We start from the raw sequence: 17,933 nt of genomic DNA, 5'->3' as shown, positions 1-17,933 counted from the left end.
CGGCAGACCCCGCCGCCGTGTCTCAGATCTTCGGGTGTGCCGGCTCTCGGCGTACGTTGCGACCGGAGATGCTGTCGATGTGCAGGACCAGAGGGAGGCTCCGATCCTCACCCGCCCAGGGGTGCACACGAGCGGCGATGCCGGCGGCTTCTTCTTCCGACGCACGGGAGAGACTGCCGTGCAGCAGCACGTTCCACGCCGTGCTCCCGATCGGATCGTGGTAGTCCACCTCGAACGCGACGTCGACGGGCGCCTGCGTCAGATCGGCCAGGAGGCCATCGGGCGACGTCCTCAGAAGCAGCTCCTGCCCCGACACCGCGAAGTTCACCGGGTGGATCTGCACCCGCCCGTCATGGACGAAGCCGATGCGTCCGATCGTGGTGGTGCTCAACAGGTCGTAGGACTGCTGTTCATCGAGTTCTCGGATCATGCGCATTCCTTCCCTCTGGCGCCAGGCTATCCGGGGCGACACGCCCCTTCAAGGGAGTCCGCCACCGGCGGAACCGCGACCCCGCCACCCGGCGGACGGGAGGCGTCGGATCCGCCCCGGCTGGCGGGTTATCCTCGGTGGCGGCGTGCACGAGGCTGGCGGGTAGCCGCCGCGATGGCGGCCGAGGACAAAGGAGTTCTGATGACTGACACGACCCTGGCGCGCCCGCCCTTCGATCCCGAACTCGAAGCCGCTCTCGCCCTCGTGGGCGACCAACTGCCGTCCACGCTCACGCCGGAGATGATCCCGTTCCTGCGCCAGTCGCCGGTCGGCGGCGAGGAGGAGATCTTCGCTGCGCTCGCCGAGCGCGGGTTCACCTTTCGCGACGTGTCGATCCCCGGCCACGGGGGTGACGAGATCGTGGTCTCCGTGATCGAGAAGGAAGGCCGCACCGGCACCGGTCCCGGCTTCTTCCACACCCATGGCGGCGGGATGATCATCGGCAACCGCTGGCTCGGTGTCGTCGGCTTCCTCGACTGGGCCGAGCGCTTCAACGGCGTGATCGTCACGGTCGAGTACCGGCTCGCCCCCGAGTTCCCCGATCCGTACCCGGTGGAGGACTGCTACGCCGCGCTGCTGTGGGCGGCCGAGAACGCGGGCGAGCTCGGCATCGACCTGTCGCGGCTGATGATCGGCGGCGGGAGCGCGGGCGGCGGTCTGGCTGCCGGCACCGCTCTGCTGGCCCGTGACCGGCGAGGCCCTGAGCTGATCGGGCAGCTGCTCATCTACCCGATGCTCGATGACCGCGACGAGTCGGTCTCGACCCGTCAGATCGACGGCATCGGCGTCTGGGACCGCGGATCGAACATCACTGGCTGGACGGCGCTCCTGGGCGACCGCAAGGGCACCGACGACGTCTCGATCTATGCCGCCCCGGCCAGGGCCACCGACCTGAGCGGACTGCCGCCCGCGTTCATCGACTGCGGCAGTGCCGAGGTGTTCCGCGACGAGGATGTCGCCTACGCCACGAAGCTCTGGGAGGCCGGAGTCCAGGCCGAGCTGCACGTGTGGGCCGGCGGCTTCCACGGCTTCGACATGTTCGCCCCCCACACCGCCGTCGCGCAGGCCATGCTGGCCGCGCGGGACAACTGGGTGAACCGCTTGCTCTCCTGAGTCCGATCCCACCCTGCGGGGCCGAACCGACCCCGTAGGGTGGAATCCCCGTGCGCGATGGAGCCCGACATGCAAGATCTGCTGGGGCGGCTCACCGCCCTCGACCCGGATGCCAGTGAGACGCTCAAGGTCGTCACCTACTTCGACGCCCTCGTCGCCCGATCCGTCGGCGTGGAGAGCATGCTGCGCGGAGCCGCGGTGCTCAGCGGCGCGACGGTCGGCCAGCGCGACGGACGGCAGATCGTGCGAGTGCGGGCCGACGGCGTGCGCATCGACCCGATCGAACCGTCGCATGCCTGGCCGGTACGGGAGAGCGGGCCGGGAGCGGTCGCGTGGATCGAGCGGGAGGGGCCCGCCCACACCAACGACACGATGATCTTGGAGCGGCTGAGTCTCGCCCTCGGCATCATCCGAGCGCGCCGCTCGGTGGGACCGGAGAGCGCTGTCGAACTCGCGATCAGCTCGTACGCGGGAGCCGACGAGCGGGCTGCCGCGCTGCCTCGGCTCCGGCTCGGCGCGCGCACGCTGCGCCTGGTCGCCTCACCGCCCGATCCCGCGCCCCTGCCGCAGCATCCGTCAGCCGTGGTCGCCACCCGTCACGGCCTGACCCGCGCGACGATCCTGGATGCCGAGACGGATGCCGTGAGCGCCTGGCCCGACAGCGAAGGGCTGCGCCTCGGTCTCGGCACCGCGGGACCCGGGGAGCAGCTTCCGCGCTCGTGGGCTTCCGCGCTGGTGGCGGTACGGCTGACCAGTCCCGCCGAGCCGATCGTCGATGTCGCCGACCTCGGAGCCCTGCTGCTCGTCGCGGAGGCCGCGGAGCAGGGGCCTCTCCATCCGGATGCCGCCGCGCTCGCCGCCCTCGACGACCGCAGTCGCGAGCTGCTCGACGCCGTCGCCGAGGAGCAGAGCGTGCGCGCCGCAGCCCTGCGCCTGGGTCGTCACCATTCCAGCGTGCAGGAGCGGATGGCGGTTCTCGTCGAGACCGTGGGCTACGACCCGCGCACCTCCCGAGGGCATGCCCGGTACGTGCTCGCCCGGATGCTGCTGACGCTCGGGTCCTGAGCGGGCGACTCAGTTCAGCGCCGACGTCAGCCGGAACACCCCGTCGAGGAACGTCGACTTCGCGGGCTCGCGCAGCCACTCCTCCAGCGTCAGCTCCCGCCCCGCGGTGCGGTACTTCTGCTCGACCTCGCGCATCTGCGCCACGAAGGACTCTCCGCGCACGAGCAGTGACATCTCCGAGTTCAGGCTGAACGAGCGGATGTCCATGTTGCTCGAGCCGATCACGGCGATGTCGTCGTCGATGGAGAAGTGCTTCGCGTGCAGGATGTACGGCGGCGGGTAGAGGAAGATCCGCACGCCCGCGCGCAGCAGTGTCTCGTAGTAGGAGCGCTGCGCGTGATAGACCATCCCCTGGTCGCCGAGCTCGGAGACGAACAGCTGCACATCGAGTCCGCGCTGGCAGGCCGTGGTGATCGCGTAGATCATGGCCTCGTCGGGCACGAAGTACGGGCTGGTGAGGATGACCCGCTCGGTGGCGCCGTGGATGAGGGAGAGGAACATCCGCAGATTGTTCTCGGTGCCGTACGCCGGACCGCTCGGCACCATCTGGCAGTGCAGGTCGCCGCCCGCGGGTCGCGGCACGGCGGAAGCCGGAACCCGCTCGACGATGGACAGATCCTCGCCGGTCTCGATCAGCCAGTCGGAGAGGAAGACGGCGTCTACCTGGGCGACGACCGGACCCTCGACCCGCGCGATCAGCTCCTGCCACATCAGTCCGCGCTTGATGTTCTTCTCCGCGTTGTAGTCGCGCGAGATGAGGTTCTGCGAGCCGACGAACCCGACCCTCCCGTCCACGACGACGAGTTTGCGGTGGTTGCGCAGGTCGGGTCGCTGGTACTGACCCTTGAACGGCCGCACTGGCAGCATCCACGACCAGGACACGCCGATCCGGTCGAGCTCGGCGAACGTCTCCTCGGACTTCGGGATCTTGCGCGAGGCGATGTAGTCGGCCAGCAGACGCACGGAGACGCCGCGGGCGACGGCCTTCTCCATCGCCGTGAAGAATCCGCGGGTCGTGGCGTCCGACGCGGCGATGTAGAACTCGACGTGCACGTACCGCTCGGCCGTGTCGATCGCGGCGGCCATGGCATCGATCGACCCCTGGTAGTCGTCGATCAGCTCGGCCGACGAATCGCCGACCACCGGCAGCCCGGTGAGCGCGTGATTCTGCTGAGCAACGCGCTGGAGCCACCGTGGAGCCTGCGGGTCCGGATCCTCCACGGCCGCGGCGGCGATCATCGCCGTGATGCGCTGCTGCTCGTCGCGGCGCTTCTTCGGCAGCCGGAAGTTGCCGATCAGCAGGTAGAGGCCCATACCGACGAAAGGCACGAGGAACACGAGCAGCAGCCAGGCCATCGCGGCCGTGGGCTTGCGGTCGCGGGGGATGTAGATCAGTGCGATCACATTGATGGCGAGGGCCGCGAGGGCCAGGATCGTCCAGATCAGGTTCGCGGAGAGGAGCGCGTCCATGGGGCCTCCTTCGAGGGGATGCCTGAGTGTGGCACGCGGTGCGACGGGCGCGGTGCGCGGCTCATCCTGCACGGGTGGGGCGTCGGAGTGTGGCGCGCACGGTCACTCGAAGCCGGGATACTCCTGCAGCTTCGTCTCGAACTCGTCGCGGTCGGCCTCGCCGAGCACACCGCTGGCGATCACGACGAGCTGCAGACCTTCGAGCGGTTCCCCGGTGCGGGCCGTCTGGGCTTCGCGCGCGGCGAGGAAGCCGCCGTCCCGGTCGTTCGACAGGTCGTAGATGTTGGCGTAGAAGCGCATCGGATCGGGGTAGTTCTCGGTGTAGTACTCCCACGTGTGCTGCGTGCGGGGATCATCGCTGCCGTAGAGCTTCGCGATCATCGACGGGTCGATGCCCGACCCGGTCGGGTCGTTGAAGGAGTAGAGCTCCCACAGGCCGTGCTGCACGACCTCGTCGTTGATCGCGGCCATCACCGCTTGCTTGCGCGCGTAGCCCTGCACGGGCTGCTCGGTCGCCCACGCCGCGGAGGTGTACTCGACGAGCATCGATTCGCCGCCGTAGCCGTTGCGTTCGGGGCGCAGGTCCTCGTCGCCGACGGGGACCCAGGTGTATCCGAATTCCCGGGTGAGCCGAGTCCGGATGTCGGCGAAGAGCTCTTCGGACTGCGCGCGCACCTCCTCCAGGGACTGCTGCCCGAGCGTCTCCTGCGGATCGGTGCCCTTGATGCCGGGGTACGCCTCGGCGTGCTTCTGATCCGCGGACTTGGCGCCCTGGTAGCTGCCGGCGGCCGAGGTCTGCAGCGCGCTCATGCCGCCGACGGTCGCGACGTTGAACAGGACGGTCACGATCAGCGCGATCGCCCCCAGCTTCCGTGCCCGCGGTGAGAACAGGGCGGCGACGACCGTGCCGACGACCACGAGTTGCGCCGTGAGCATCGTGACGCCGTAGAGCACGTCGGTGCCGCCGGCGACCAGCGTGCCGAGCAGGGTCAGCGCGAACAGGACGGCGACGGTGAGGGCGATCCACCCGAGGGCGTTCGCCGGCTGCTTCGGGTCCGGGGAGATCGGGGTCGGGGCGACGGCGGATTCACGGGCGGGGGCCGAAGCCTGGCGTCGCGCACCGTGATAACCGCCGGGCGGAGGGACGGGAGGAGCCCCTTCGGCGCCGGCGAGGTAGCGCGCTCGTTGCTGCTCGTGATCGCTCACCACGGCTTGTCCGTTCCCGTGCCGCCGGGCTCGTCGCCCTGCTGCTGATCCCGCTCCTGCGTGCCCTGCTCGAGCTTGCCCTCGAGCTCGTCGAGTTTGCCCTCGGAGGGCTGCTCTTCTTCACCGGGCTGCTGCTCGGGTTCCTGCGGCTCCTGCTGTTGCTCCTGCTGCTTCTGCTTGAGCCGATCCTCGGTGCCGTCGAGGGTGTCGGACATGTCGCGCTGCGGGTCGGAGGACTGCTGCTGCGCCTCTTCGCTGTGGCACTCCTCCGGCGTCTCGACCGTGATGGTGAGCGCCTCGCCGTAGAACTCGGCTGCGGCGGCGCCGTCGCCGTCGGCCCGCGCGGCGTCGCCCATCCGCTCGACGACGAGCGCGAGGTTGATCCGCACCCCGCACACCTCCAGTCCGGTGGCGAGGCCGAGTGCCTCTTCGAGCTCCGCCCTGGCCTCGGGCAGCTGCTCGGCCGCGCCGAGGGCGGTGCCGATGTTGAACGGCGCCTTGTACGGTTCGAACCAGTTGAGGAAGTCCTGTCCACGCGCCGAGGCTTCGGATCCCGCGAAGTCGTCGACGACGTAGGCGGTGATCGCCTGATGCGCGAACGCGTACATGCTCAGCAGCTTGCCCACGAACAGCAGGGCCGCGAGGGTGAGCGGGATGGTCGCGATCGCGACCCACCGGCGGATGCTGCGGCGGCGACGGTTCGAGCGGAGCAGCGCGGCCGCTGCCTCGTTCGGGAGGGATGCGCGGTGCGCATCGGCGACGGGGCGTGTCGAAGCGTGCGTCACGCTCCACCTCCTCGCCGCTCGCCCCATGCGGCGGCAGACGAGGGTCCTCGAATCGGCACGGGAAGCGGTGAACATCCTATCCGCGTAACCTCCCAGCACAGCAGCGTCGGCCTCGAGGGAGTCCCCGAGGCGGACGCAGTCGCGTTCGGCTATCCGGCGCGGAGGGCGAACTGGTTGTTGTTCGACGGTGTGGTCCCGCAGGCGGCCTGCTCGAAGATCGCACCGTCGGCGAGGTTGCCGTTGGTGAGTGTGAGACACATGCCCGAGTGGCTGGCGATGAGCTGGGCAAAGCCGCCGGCGGTGTCCTTCACGGTCCAGAGGAAGTTGCCGGTGTCACCGCAGGTGTACTGGATGACCTTGTTCGTCTTCGAGAGGGAGACGGCCAGGCACCCACCGGAGGAGGCGTTCTTCAGCTGGACCCGCCCGTCGGCCTTCGGGATGACCGTCCATTTCTGCAGCGCATTGCCCGTGATGGGCTGCTGCACGGACTGGTCGGTGCTGTTGTTGGTGAGACCGACCGCTTTGCCGCTGGCCTTCGAGACGATCGTCTGCCCCGGAGTGCCGAGCAGGAACTGGTTGTTGTTCGATGTTCCGCAGGCGGCTTGCTCGAAGATCGCACCGTCGGCGAGGTTGCCGTTGGTGAGTGTGAGGCACAGACCGGAGTGGTTGGCGATGAGCTGGCTGAAGCCCCCGCCGACATCCTTCTGGGTCCAGAAGAAGTTGCCGGTGTTGCCGCAGGTGTACTGGATCACCTTGTTCGTCTTCGAGAGGGACACTGCCAGGCACCCACCGGAGGACGCGTTCTTCAGCTGGATTCGCCCGTCGGCCTTGCGGATGACCGTCCATTTCTGCAGCGCGTTGCCCGTGACGGGCTGCTGCACGGACTGGTCGGTGCTGTTGTTGGTGAGACCGACCGCCTTGCCGCTGGTCTTCGAGACGATCGTCTGCCCCGGAGTTCCGAGCAGGAACTGGTTGTTGTTCGACGGTGTGGTCCCGCAGGCGGCCTGCTCGAAGATCGCACCGTCGGCGAGGTTGCCGTCGGTGAGGGTGAGGCACATGCCCGAGTGGCTGGCGATGAGCTGGCTGAAGCCCCCACCGACATCCTTCGCGTTCCACGAGAAGTTGTCGGTGTTGCCGCACGCGTATTGGATCACCTTGTTCGTCTTCGAGAGGGAGACGGCCAGGCATGCACCGGAGGAGGCGTTCTTGAGCTGGATTCGCCCGTCGGCCTTCGGGATGACCGTCCACTTCTGCAGCGCATTGCCCGTGACGGGCTGCTGCACGGTCTGGTCGGTGCTGTTGTTGGCGAGGCCGACCGCCTTGCCGCTGGTCTTCGAGACGATCGAGAGCTGGCCGGTCGGGTTCGAGGTGGGGGTCGTGGCCCGGCTCGAGGCCGTGTTTCCGCTCGCGTCCTTCGCAACGACCGTGTACTGGACTGTCGCTTCCGCCGGCGCCGACGTGTCGACCAGGCCGACGACAGGACGCTTCCACCACGTCGCCTCGGACGTGGCGGTGGCGACCGGCGTCGCGGTTCCGGACCGGTAGAGCTCGTACGTCAGCTTCAGGTCATCGCGGTCCCAGTTCGCCGGGATGGTGACACCGACTTGATTCTGCCCCGTGCGAACGACTGTCGGCACCCAGGAGTCGCCGGAGAGGCGGGGCTTGTCTTTGGCTCCTCCGGGAGGTGTGGTGGAGAAGCGGACGAGTCCTTCGAACTGGCCGTTGTTGACGGAGCGGAATTCGCCGCCGATGGAGATCATGTTCCCGGTGCCGGTGATCGACAGTCCGGCCTGACCCAGGCCCGAGGTCACGCCGACGGCCCAGTCCGGAGTCCAGTTGTAGGCCGAGGGAGCGGGTGTTCCCGCCCAGTCCTTGTATTGAGGCACGTTCGTCTGGTGTCCTAGCGTGCCTCGCGCGTCGGCGGTGAATGCTTCCGAGTAGCGGTGCGTACGCGGGGTCTGCTCCGGGTGCAGGCCCATGGTGCTGCAGGCATGGGTGTGGCTGGTCGTGTAGACGACCTTGCCGGTGGAGTAGACGCCGTAGTGGTCGCCGAGGCAGTCGGCGATCCAGCGGATCTTGCCGGTGCCGGCTTCGGCGGCGAAGGTGCCCTCGAGGTTTGCCACGTCGTTGGTGGCGTACGACCACCCCGTGCCATAGACGCCCGTGGCGTCAGCGTTGAGACCGAAGATGCCGCCCTTTCCCGCATACTGCCCTGTGCCGGATCCGTTCTTCACCGTGTTGGGTACCTGCCACGCAGTGTCCACCGTGCCGGTGGTCTTGTCGACCGCGCCGATGCCACGCAGTGCGCTGTTGCCGCTGATCTGCGAGAAGCGTCCGCCGATGATCGTGTCCGCGCCGGCCGGGTCCATCACCATCGCGTCGACCTGAAGGTCGGTCTGTGGTGCCCAGGGCAGCAGCTTGCCATCGGGCGCGTTGAACGCGGTGAGGTTCTTCCTGGCCGTGCCGTTGGCCTGGGTGAACAGCCCACCGGCGTACACGCTCGTCCCGGAGGTCGTCAGCGCGTAGACACCCGATCCGCCGATCGACGGGATGAAGCCGGGAACGAGCTCGCCGGTCTTCGCGTCGAGCGCGGCGATGTTCCAGCGGTCTTTGCCGTTGACGGAGTTGAAGGAGCCGCCGATGTAGATGCGACTGCCGTCCGGCGACGGAGCGACGGCCTTGATGACCCCGTTGACCTTCGGTGCGAACGGCAGCAGCGCGCCGGTCTGGATGTCGTAGGCGAGCACGTTCGACCGCGCCGTGAGCGCCGTTCCCGGTGCGGCCTTCGGTTCGCGGGCGTTGTCGAACTTGCCGACGGCGTAGACCGTGGACCCGATCGTCGTCTGCGCCCAGACGTACCCGTTGTCGATCTGGACCGTCGGGATCGGATCCGATGTGACGACGTTCTCGTCGCGCTGCAGCAGAGGCGGCGACGACGAGACTTCCGCCGCCACCGCCGCTCCGCCGCCGAATGAGACCAGGCCGCTGACGACCAGGACACCGACGACGGCACCGATGGCCGCCTTCCGGGCGCGCTTCAGCGCAAGGATGTTCCCCATGATTTTGATTCCCCAGTTATCTGATGCCGACCTATGGGCCGACGTGACATCGTCGTGCGCTTCCGACCGAGACGGCTTCCCCACGAGTCCATACCGGTCGGTTCGCAACGACGAACCCCATGTCGAAGCGTGATAGCTCACGACATGTAAAATAATAGCATACAGGAAGATCGCGCTGTCCAGCCCACGGAGGGCCGGTGGCAGGGGGACCTCCCTAGTTCGGTGCCACCACGGCCATGCCGCCGCTGATGGCGGTGTTCCCGTCGCCGTCCTTCGCCACCACCGTGTACTCCACCGACGTGTCGCTCGTCGCTGTCGTGTCGACGAGGGTGACCGCCGGTCGATTCCACCAGGTCGCATCCGCGGTCGTCGTGGCCACCGGCGTCGCGCTGTCCGCACGGTGGAGCTCGTACGTCAGCGTCAGGTCGTCTCGATCCCAGTTGGCGGGGATGGTGACGGTGACGCCCTCGGTGTCTTCGGCGTTCGGCGCGACGGCTCCCGTCCAGCTGTCGCCGGAGAGACGCGGCTTGTCCGTGGCTCCTCCCGGAGGTGTGGTGGAGAAGCGGACGATGCCCTCGAACTGCCCGTTGTTGACCGAGCGGAACTCGCCGCCGACGGAGATCATGTTCCCGGTGCCCGTGATCGACAGGCCCGCCTGGCCCATGCCGGTGGTGACGCCGACGGCCCAGTCGGGCGTCCAGGCATACGCGGACGGTGCCGGGGTTCCTGCCCAGTCCTTGTAGTTGACGTTGGGCTGGTGTCCCAGCGTGCCCCTGGGGTCGGCCGTGAAGGCTTCGGAGTAACGGTGCGTGAGCTGCTGCTGCTCCGGGTGCAGGCCCATGGTGCCGCAGGCATGGGTGTGGCTGGTCGTGTAGACGACCTTGCCTGTGGAGTAGACGCCGTAGTGATCGCCGAGGCAGTCGGCGATCCAGCGGATCTTCCCACTCCCGGCTTCGACGGCGAAGGTGCCTTCCAGGTTTCCGACTTCGGCGCCCCCATACACCCAGCCGGTGCCGTACACGCCGGTGGCATCGGCCGTGAGCGCGAAGATTCCGGCCTTGCCTGAGGCGGTGCCGCTGTTCGATCCGTTCTGGATCGAGTCGGATGCCAGCCAGTCGGTGTCGACTGTGCCGGTGGTCTTGTCCACCGCGCCGAGGCCGCGCATCGTGGTGTCGCCGCTGACCTGCGAGAAGCGTCCGCCGATGATCGTGTCCGCGCCGGCCGGGTCCATCACCATCGCGTCGACCTGCAGATTAGTCGTCGGCGCCCAGGGCAGCAGAACGCCATCGGATGCATCGAACGCGGTGAGGTTCTTCCTGGCGGTGCCGTTGGCCTGGGTGAACAGGCCGCCGGCATAGACGCTGGTGCCCGAGGTCGCCAGGGCGTAGACGCCCGTTCCGCCGATCGAGGGCACGAAGCCGGGGACCAGTTCGCCGGTCTTCGCGTCGAGGGCGGCGATGTTCCAGCGGTCTTTGCCGTTGACGGAGTTGAAGGATCCGCCGATGTAGATGCGGCTGCCGTCCGGCGACGCAGCGACGGCCTTGATCACCCCGTTGACTGTGGGGGCGAACGGCAGCAGCGCCCCGGTGTCGATGTCGTAGGCGAGCACGTTCGACCGCGCCGTGAGCGCCGTTCCCGGTGCGGCCTTCGGTTCGCGGGCGTTGTCGAACTCGCCGACGGCGTAGACCGTCGACCCGATGGTCGCCTGCGCCCAGACGTAGCCGTCGTCGATCTGGACCGTCGGGATCGGATCGGACGTGACGACGTTCTCGTCGCGTTGCAGCAGCGGCGGCGGCGGCGACGAGACTTCCGCCGCCACCGCCGCTCCGCCACCGAACGAGACCAGGCCGCTGACGACCAAGACACCGACGACGGCACCGAAGGCCGCCTTTCGGACGCGCTTCAGCGCAGAGTTGTTCCCCATGATGTTGATTCCCCAGTTATCTGATGCCGACCCCAGATCGGCATGACATCGCCGTACGCTCCAGACCGAGACGGCTTCCCCAGAGGCCGTGCCCAGTCGGTTCGTGACGACGAACCCCCAAATCGAAGCATGATAGCTATCGACATGTAAAATAATAGCATATCGGATGCTGGTTCGCCAATCAGGCCGAGATCAGCCGCGTCGCAGACCTGAAAGCGATGGCTCTGCGCAGCCGGTCGGCCGCTGGGGGACCAGCAGAGCCGACCTCGGGTACGATCCGAGGTCGGCTCTCGTTCTTTCCACTCGGGCTGCGGAAGCGGGCGGCCCGAGACCCTTCGATCAGTGGGGTGCTATCCAGGTGATGCCGCCGCTGGCGGTGACGTTGCCGTCGGCATCCTTCGCCACCACTGTGTACTCCCGTGGCGTATCGTCCGTGGCTGTCTCGTCCACGAGGATCACGAGTGGTCGGTTCCACCAGGTCGCATCTGCCGTCGTCGTGGCCACCGGCGTCGCGCTGTCCGCGCGGTGGAGCTCGTAGCTGAGGGTCAGGTCATCGCGGTCCCAGTTGGCGGGGAGGGTGACGGTGACGCCCGCGGAGCCGTCGGCGTTCCCCTCGGCGCTTCCTGTCCAGTCGTCGCCGGAGAGACGGGGCTTGTCCTTCGCTCCGCCCGGAGGGGTCGTCGAGAAGCGGACGAGTCCTTCGAACTGGCCGTTGTTGACCGAGCGGAACTCGCCGCCGACGGAGATCATGTTTCCGGTGCCCGTGATGGACAGGCCCGCCTGACCCATGCCCGTGGTCTGACCCACGCCCCAGTCCGGGGTCCAGGCATACGCCGACGGAGCGGGCGTACCCGCCCAGTCCCTGTAGTTGACGTTGGGCTGATGCCCCAGTGTGCCCCTGGCATCGGCGGTGAATGCCTCCGAGTATCGGTACGTCGTCTGCCGCTGCTCGGGCTGCAAGCCCACAGTCCGGCATGCGTGGGTGTGGCTCGTCGTGTACACGACCTCGCCGGTGGAGTAGACGCCGTAGTGGTCACCGAGGCAGTCGGCCACCCAGCGGAGCTTGCCGGTCCCGGCTTCGGCAGCGAAAGCCCCTTCCAGGTTGGTCGGCTGTACGGCCCCATAGGACCAGGCGGTGCCGTAGACGCCCGTCGCGTCGGTGGCGAGACCAAAGATTCCCGTTCGCCCCGTGGAACGGGTGGCCCGGACGTTGTTGATCGCGGACGGTGTCTGCCAGGCGGTGTCCACTGCACCGGTGGTCTTGTCGACCGCTCCGATGCCGCGCAGGGCGGTGTTGCCGCTGATCTGCGAGAAGCGTCCGCCGATGATCGTGTCCGCCCCGGCCGGGTCCATCACCATCGCGTCGACCTGCTGGTCGGTCGTCGGTGCCCAGGGCAGGAGGATGCCGTTGGAGGCGTCGAAGGCGGCGAGGTTCTTCCGCGCGGTGCGGTTGCCCTGCGTGAACAGCCCACCGGCGTAGACGCTGGTGCCCGAGGTCGCCAGGGCGTAGACGCCGGATCCGCCGATGGAGGGCACGAAGCCCGGCACCAGTTCGCCCGTCGTGGGGTCGAGGGCGGCGATGTTCCAGCGGTCTTTGCCGTTGACGGAGTTGAAGGAGCCGCCGATGTAGATCCGTGTGCCATCGGGCGATGCGGCGACGGCCTTGATGACGCCGTTGACTGTGGGTGCGAAGGGCAGCAGCGCGCCGGTGTCGATGTCGTAGGCGAGCACGTTCGACCGGGCGGTGAGTGCGGTGCCCGGTGCGGCCTTCGGCTCCCGGGCGTTGTCGAACTCGCCGACGGCGTAGACCGTCGACCCGATGGTCGTCTGCGCCCAGACGTAGCCGTCGTCGATCTGGACCGTCGGGATCGGATCGGACGTGACGACGTCGGCGTCGCGTTGCAGGAGAGGTGGCGGCGAGGTCTCCGCCGCCACCGCCGCTCCGCCACCGATCGAGACCAGGCCGCTGACGACCAGGGCCCCGACGACAGCGCCGATGGCCGCCTTCCGGGCGCGCTTCAGCGCAAAGATGTTCCCCATGTATTCGTTCCCCAGAGATAGATGCCGACCCTTCAGGCCGACATGACATCGCCGCGCGTCCCCACCGAGCCGGCTTCCCCACGAGCCTGCGGCACGGTCGATCCGAGACGACGAACCTATGCCCGGACAGGTAGCCCGTGGCAGGTAAAACGATACGGACCGGCGGACGGGAGCGCCACGGATCCCGCACCTTCATACCGGATCTCCCACGGGTCCCCGCGGCGGGTGCGAGGCGATCGGTGCTACTGCCCGGAGTCGGTGGGGCGCCGCTCCCGCGTCGGACGCAGCTGCCGGAGCTTCGCGATCAGCATCGTCGCGCGTGCGAGCTCGATGCCCAGGATGAGGAGGATGACCAGCGCCGCGACCCAGTACAGCTCCGTCACGTTGCCGACCTCGCCCGACTCGGCGTAGTTGGTCGTGGTGGCCGGCGCCTCCGGCAGCACCGGGGCGGCCTCCGCGGTCCGGTGCTCGTACTCCACGCCGAGCTGGTCGGCGATGGCCTCCAGATTCGTCTCGTCGATCACGGAGAGCGCGTCGGCGCCCTCGTACTGGATGTACTCGGCACCGCCCTCGGCGAGCCCGCCCGTCGTGATGCGCATCGGCCCGCCCTCCGCAGTGCCGTAGCCGAACACGGCTCCTGCGTCGGTGTACTTCTCGCTCGAGCTGAACGACTCGGGCTCGCTGTCGACCGTCTGCTCGCCGTCGCCGAAGTAGAACACCATTCGCGAGCGGTCGGGTGACGACTCTGCGGCCGAGGCGAGGGTCTCGGTCAGCAGGGGTGCCGCGATGCCGATCGAGCTCCCGCGCGACTGACTCGTCACTTCGGGCCGCAGCACTTCCAGCGATCCCATGAGTGCCGTGGTGTCGGTGGTCAGCGGCATCCTCAGCTCGGCCGCCGCATCCGAGGTGATGAGCGCGAAGCGTGCTCCCGGGTACTCCTCGACGAGCGTGCGCACGTCTTCACGGATGCCGTCGAGCCGCGGTTCGCCCTCGTCCCAGTCCTCGGCCACGATGCTCGCGGTCGTGTCGACGACGAGCACGATGTCGGTGTCGGTCGCGAGCGTCTGGGTCGCGCCTCCCGGGATACCGGGGCGCAGCAGCAGCGCGGCGCAGGCGAGCACCAGCACCAGGCGCATCGCCCACAGCGCGCGGTGTCCGGCGACCGTGCGCGTGTCGGCAGGCGCCCCTCCGGCGGTCCGGGGCGGTCGCACCAGGACCCAGATCGCGAGTGCGGCGACCGGGGCGCACAGCAGCAGGATCAGCAGCGGGTTCAGCACGGGCTGGAAGATCACAGTCGCACCCTCCACAGCACCACGACGAAGCCGAGGAGACAGACCGAGAGCACCGCGATCCAGAGATTCGGGGCGTCCGTCCAGACCACCTGCGCCTCGCCGCGCAGCTCGGTCGCCTCCTGCTCCTGCACCTGCTCGACGATGTCGGAGACAGTCGTCGTGTCGCGCAGGCCGAATGCGGCCCCGCCGGTGGACTCGGCCGCGGCGGAGAGCTCCGCGCTGACGTCGGCATCCTTGCCCTGCACGGGATTAAGCGCGAACACCCGCACCTCCTTCGAGGCCGCGTAGGCCGCGGCCTCGTCGAGCGTGACGATGGAGGCGCCGTTGACCTCGTTGTCGGTCGCGAAGATCACCGACCGCGAACGGTCGTCACCCGGACGGTCGAACCCCATCGTGCAGGCGGCGAGGCCGTCGCCGATCAGGGAGGCGCCGTCGCCGTTGAGCGTGCCGACCCAGTGCTCGGGGATCTGGTCGACGTAGTCGAAACTCCGGGTCATGCTCTCCAGGTGCTCGCGGATGAAGTCGTAGTCGTCGGTCAGTGGGAAGATCTGCACCGGGGAGCTGTTGAAGATGGTCAGCCCGATCCGTTCGCCCTCGAAGTCGTCGAGCAGCTCCTCGAACACCGTCAGCACCTCGACGTCGACCTCGGACATCGAGCCGGAGACGTCGAGGCACAGCATGATGTCGCGGCTCGTGTTGACCGGCTGGATGGTCTGCGCGGACATCGGCCGAGCCGCCACGACACCCGCGACGATCGCCGTGACCGCGCCCAGGGCGAGGATGCCCGACAGTGCGAGGGCCCGCCGAGCCAGCGCACGGCGGAACGTGGGCAGCGTGCGCAGCCGCTCGGCGCGAGCGACGCGTGCCGTGTCGCCGCCGCGACCGCCGCCGCGTCGCCGCAGCCCGAGGATCAAGCCGACCGTGACGGCGATCAGGATGACGGCGACCGCGGCGACCAGCATCCACACGTTCGCTAGTGCCACGCCCGCACCACCGTTCGTGCCGCCTCGGCACCGGCGATCGGATCGATGGCCGGCCCCGGCCGGAAGATACTGGGGTAGTAGTGCCTGCCCATCGCGTCGATCAAAGCGGGATGCACGCCCCGCGCCACGAGGTCGTCGAGCGCGAGCACCGGGGCCTCGAGGCCGCTGTACTCGTTCACGAACGTGCGGACGACGCGGCTCAGTTCGAGGTTCGCCTGCCGGGCGGTGAGTCGGTTCGCGCGGTAATCGCCCTCGATCTGCTGGATGCGACCCATGTACTCGGTGCGCAGCTGCGACAGCACGTCGATGATCAGCGGCGGGTGCCCGGCGGCCTCATCCACGGGCAGAGTGCGGCGAGGACGGGTGAGCGCGATCAGCAGCCAGGCGCCGAGGACCAGGAGGACCAGGATGCCGATGGCGAGCAGCATCCATCCCCAGCCGTACTGCGCCGGCGGGTAGAGCTCTTCAGAGCCGGGCATTCGACCTCCGGTTCAGCAGCTGCAACAGCTGCGCGACGGCGTCGTCCTGCCCGTCGAGGGAGGAGTGGCTGATCTCGAGGCGGGTGAGGAGCTCATCCCGGTGCGCCGCGTCGGCATCGTGCTGCGCGGTCAGCTCCTGCACGATGGCACGGTCGCCCTGCACGAAGTCCGGCACCTGCCAGCGGCTGTCCGCGTCGCTGCGGATGCGTCCGGTCGCGTGATCCAGCACCGGGTCGGCGTCACGCAGGGTGAGCCAGAGCACGTCGTGCTGCACGCGCAGGCGGCGCAGCATCCGCTCGGTCTCGCTCGTCACGGGGGCTTCGTCGGTGATGACGACCACGATCATCCGGCGGGAGATCGTGCGGGTCACGAAAGAGAGCAGGGCGTCGCGGTCGCTGGGCGCCGAGCTGTCGTCGATCGCCCGATCGATCGTGCGCAGGGCGTGTTCGAGCGCGCCCTCGCTGCGGCCGGGCGCGAGACGCCGCACCTTCGCCGAGTCGCCGTAGACGGTGCTGAAGTCGTCGCCGTGGCGCAGCGTGAGCACGCCGAGCGCCCCCGTCGCGAGGATCGCCAGTTCCTTCTTCGATCGCTCGTCGGCGGCGAGGGCCGACATCGAACGCCCCGTGTCGACCACGAACAGCACCGTGTGCATGCGGGTCGCGCGGGAGCGCTTGACGAGCGGTGTGCCCAGCCGTGCGGTCGCCCGCCAGTCGATGTCGCGCACCTGATCGCCGTACTCGTACTTGCGCAGGTCTTCGAAGTCGAGGCTCCGCCCGTGCAGGAGCGACGCGTAGGCGCCGTCGAGCGCGTGCAGCGACTTGCGCGTCGAGTGGATGAAGAGCTTGCTCTTCACCTGCGTGATCAGGCTGGGCATCGGAGGGGTCAGGGGGTGGGGACCGACGCGAAGATCTGGTCGATGATCTCCTCGCTGCGGACACCCTCGGCATCCGCCTCGAAGGTCAGCAGCACGCGGTGGCGGAGCACCAGATGGCGCAGTTCGCGGATGTCTTCGGGCAGCACGTGGGAGCGGCCCTTCAGCAGGGCCAGCGCCCTGGACGCCTGCAGGAAGGCGATGCTCGCACGCGGGCTCGCGCCGTACTTGATGAAGCGGGCGCGCTCCTCGCCGATGTACGGCGCCGGGTTCCGGGTCACGTAGGCGATCGACACGATGTAGTTGCGGATCGCGGGGTCGACGTAGATGCGGCTCGCGACGTCTTGCAGCAGGCGCACGTCGTCGAGGCTCACGGCGCTGGTCACATGCCGATCCGGGTCGAGCACGCCCGAGTCGATGCGGCTGAGCACCTCGAGCTCTTCTGCCGGGCTCGGGTATTCGACGATCTCCTTGAGCAGGAAGCGGTCCATCTGCGCCTCGGGCAGCTCGTACGTGCCCTCCTGCTCGATCGGGTTCTGCGTCGCGATCACGAGGAACGGCTTCGGCAGGTGGTGGATCTCGCCGCCGATGGTGGTCTGGTGCTCCTGCATCGCCTCGAGCATGGCGCTCTGCGTCTTGGCGCTGGAGCGGTTGATCTCATCCAGCAGCACGAAGTTCGCGTGCACCGGACCGAGCACGGTGCGGAACGAGCCCGTCGCGGCGTCGTAGATCTGGTTGCCCGTGATGTCGCTCGGCAGCAGGTCGGGGGTGCACTGGATGCGCTTGAACTGCGCCTTCACGGTGTCGGCGAGAGTGCTGGCCGCGGTGGTCTTGGCAAGGCCGGGGACGCTCTCGAGCAGGATGTGCCCGCCGGCGATGAGCGACACGAGCAGGCTCGTGCGCAGCCGCTCCTGACCGACCATCTTCGCCGAGTACGAGGTGGAGATGATGCGCAGGACCTCGGTGGCCCTGGCCATCTCGGCATCCGTCGGAGCGCCGTTCGCCGGTGCCGCGGCCGGTGCCGACGCGGGTGCGGGGTCGGGTGTGCGCGCGGGGGCAGGCGGGGGCGGAGGCGCGGCCGGATACGGGGATGCGGCGTTCAGGTCATGCATGCTCTCTCCTCCTGAGGAGCGCGGCGCGTCCCCCCGCGGACCAG

At 68.6% G+C, this 17,933-nt stretch carries 14 protein-coding genes; 2 read left to right on the top strand and 12 right to left on the bottom strand.

Annotated elements, in window-relative coordinates; all coding sequences use genetic code 11:
• Positions 1-22: 22 nt before the first annotated feature.
• A complete protein-coding gene (locus CQ034_RS13415) occupies positions 23-430 on the bottom strand; it encodes a pyridoxamine 5'-phosphate oxidase family protein (RefSeq protein WP_105711426.1) in 408 nt (135 codons plus the stop codon).
• Positions 431-631: 201 nt separating this feature from the next.
• Between CQ034_RS13415 and CQ034_RS13410 the strand changes: the two genes are divergently transcribed.
• Together CQ034_RS13410 and CQ034_RS13405 are read left to right on the top strand one after the other, a co-directional pair.
• Positions 632-1,603: an alpha/beta hydrolase gene (locus CQ034_RS13410; RefSeq protein WP_105711425.1), complete on the top strand. Its 972-nt coding sequence runs from the start codon at positions 632-634 to the stop codon at positions 1,601-1,603.
• Between the two features lie 69 nt (positions 1,604-1,672).
• The gene (locus CQ034_RS13405; RefSeq protein WP_258134211.1) at positions 1,673-2,668 is read left to right on the top strand and encodes a hypothetical protein; all 996 of its coding nucleotides are present in this window, start codon (positions 1,673-1,675) and stop codon (positions 2,666-2,668) included.
• A 9-nt stretch (positions 2,669-2,677) separates the two neighbouring features.
• Here CQ034_RS13405 and cls read toward each other — a convergent pair whose 3' ends face one another.
• The 11 genes from cls to CQ034_RS13350 all read right to left on the bottom strand — a co-directional run bounded on the left by cls (position 2,678) and on the right by CQ034_RS13350 (position 17,889).
• Entirely contained in the window at positions 2,678-4,138 is a 1,461-nt protein-coding gene (cls, locus tag CQ034_RS13400; protein ID WP_105711423.1) for a cardiolipin synthase, read from the bottom strand.
• Positions 4,139-4,240: 102 nt separating this feature from the next.
• Entirely contained in the window at positions 4,241-5,344 is a 1,104-nt protein-coding gene (locus tag CQ034_RS13395; RefSeq protein WP_258134210.1) for a hypothetical protein, read from the bottom strand.
• On the bottom strand, positions 5,341-6,129 hold the full coding sequence (locus CQ034_RS13390; protein ID WP_105711421.1) for a hypothetical protein: 789 nt from the start codon (positions 6,127-6,129) through the stop codon (positions 5,341-5,343). The genes CQ034_RS13395 and CQ034_RS13390 overlap by 4 nt, the downstream gene beginning before the upstream one ends.
• Positions 6,130-6,278: 149 nt before the next feature.
• Complete coding sequence (locus CQ034_RS13385) at positions 6,279-9,188, bottom strand: RICIN domain-containing protein (RefSeq protein ID WP_105711420.1); 2,910 nt, start codon at positions 9,186-9,188, stop codon at positions 6,279-6,281.
• A gap of 214 nt (positions 9,189-9,402) precedes the next feature.
• Complete coding sequence (locus CQ034_RS13380; RefSeq protein ID WP_181156319.1) at positions 9,403-11,112, bottom strand: hypothetical protein; 1,710 nt, start codon at positions 11,110-11,112, stop codon at positions 9,403-9,405.
• Positions 11,113-11,451: 339 nt separating this feature from the next.
• On the bottom strand, positions 11,452-13,152 hold the full coding sequence (locus CQ034_RS13375; protein WP_181156318.1) for a hypothetical protein: 1,701 nt from the start codon (positions 13,150-13,152) through the stop codon (positions 11,452-11,454).
• Positions 13,153-13,394: 242 nt separating this feature from the next.
• Entirely contained in the window at positions 13,395-14,444 is a 1,050-nt protein-coding gene (locus CQ034_RS13370) for a VWA domain-containing protein (protein WP_105711419.1), read from the bottom strand.
• On the bottom strand, positions 14,441-15,427 hold the full coding sequence (locus CQ034_RS13365) for a VWA domain-containing protein (RefSeq protein WP_258134209.1): 987 nt from the start codon (positions 15,425-15,427) through the stop codon (positions 14,441-14,443). The genes CQ034_RS13370 and CQ034_RS13365 overlap by 4 nt, the downstream gene beginning before the upstream one ends.
• Positions 15,418-15,906 carry a hypothetical protein gene (locus tag CQ034_RS13360; protein ID WP_105711417.1) on the bottom strand — a complete coding sequence of 163 codons (489 nt, stop codon included), beginning with the start codon at positions 15,904-15,906 and terminating at the stop codon, positions 15,418-15,420. The genes CQ034_RS13365 and CQ034_RS13360 overlap by 10 nt, the downstream gene beginning before the upstream one ends.
• Positions 15,893-16,780, bottom strand: a complete 888-nt coding sequence (locus tag CQ034_RS13355; protein WP_105711416.1) for a DUF58 domain-containing protein — start codon at positions 16,778-16,780, stop codon at positions 15,893-15,895. The genes CQ034_RS13360 and CQ034_RS13355 overlap by 14 nt, the downstream gene beginning before the upstream one ends.
• A gap of 8 nt (positions 16,781-16,788) precedes the next feature.
• Entirely contained in the window at positions 16,789-17,889 is a 1,101-nt protein-coding gene (locus tag CQ034_RS13350) for an AAA family ATPase (RefSeq protein ID WP_374956818.1), read from the bottom strand.
• Positions 17,890-17,933: the final 44 nt, after the last annotated feature.

The sequence above is a fragment of the Microbacterium sp. MYb45 genome, assembly GCF_002979655.1.
Taxonomy (GTDB): Bacteria; Actinomycetota; Actinomycetes; order Actinomycetales; family Microbacteriaceae; genus Microbacterium.
Note: the sequence above shows the minus strand (reverse complement) of the source record. Positions and strands in the feature narration are given on the sequence as shown.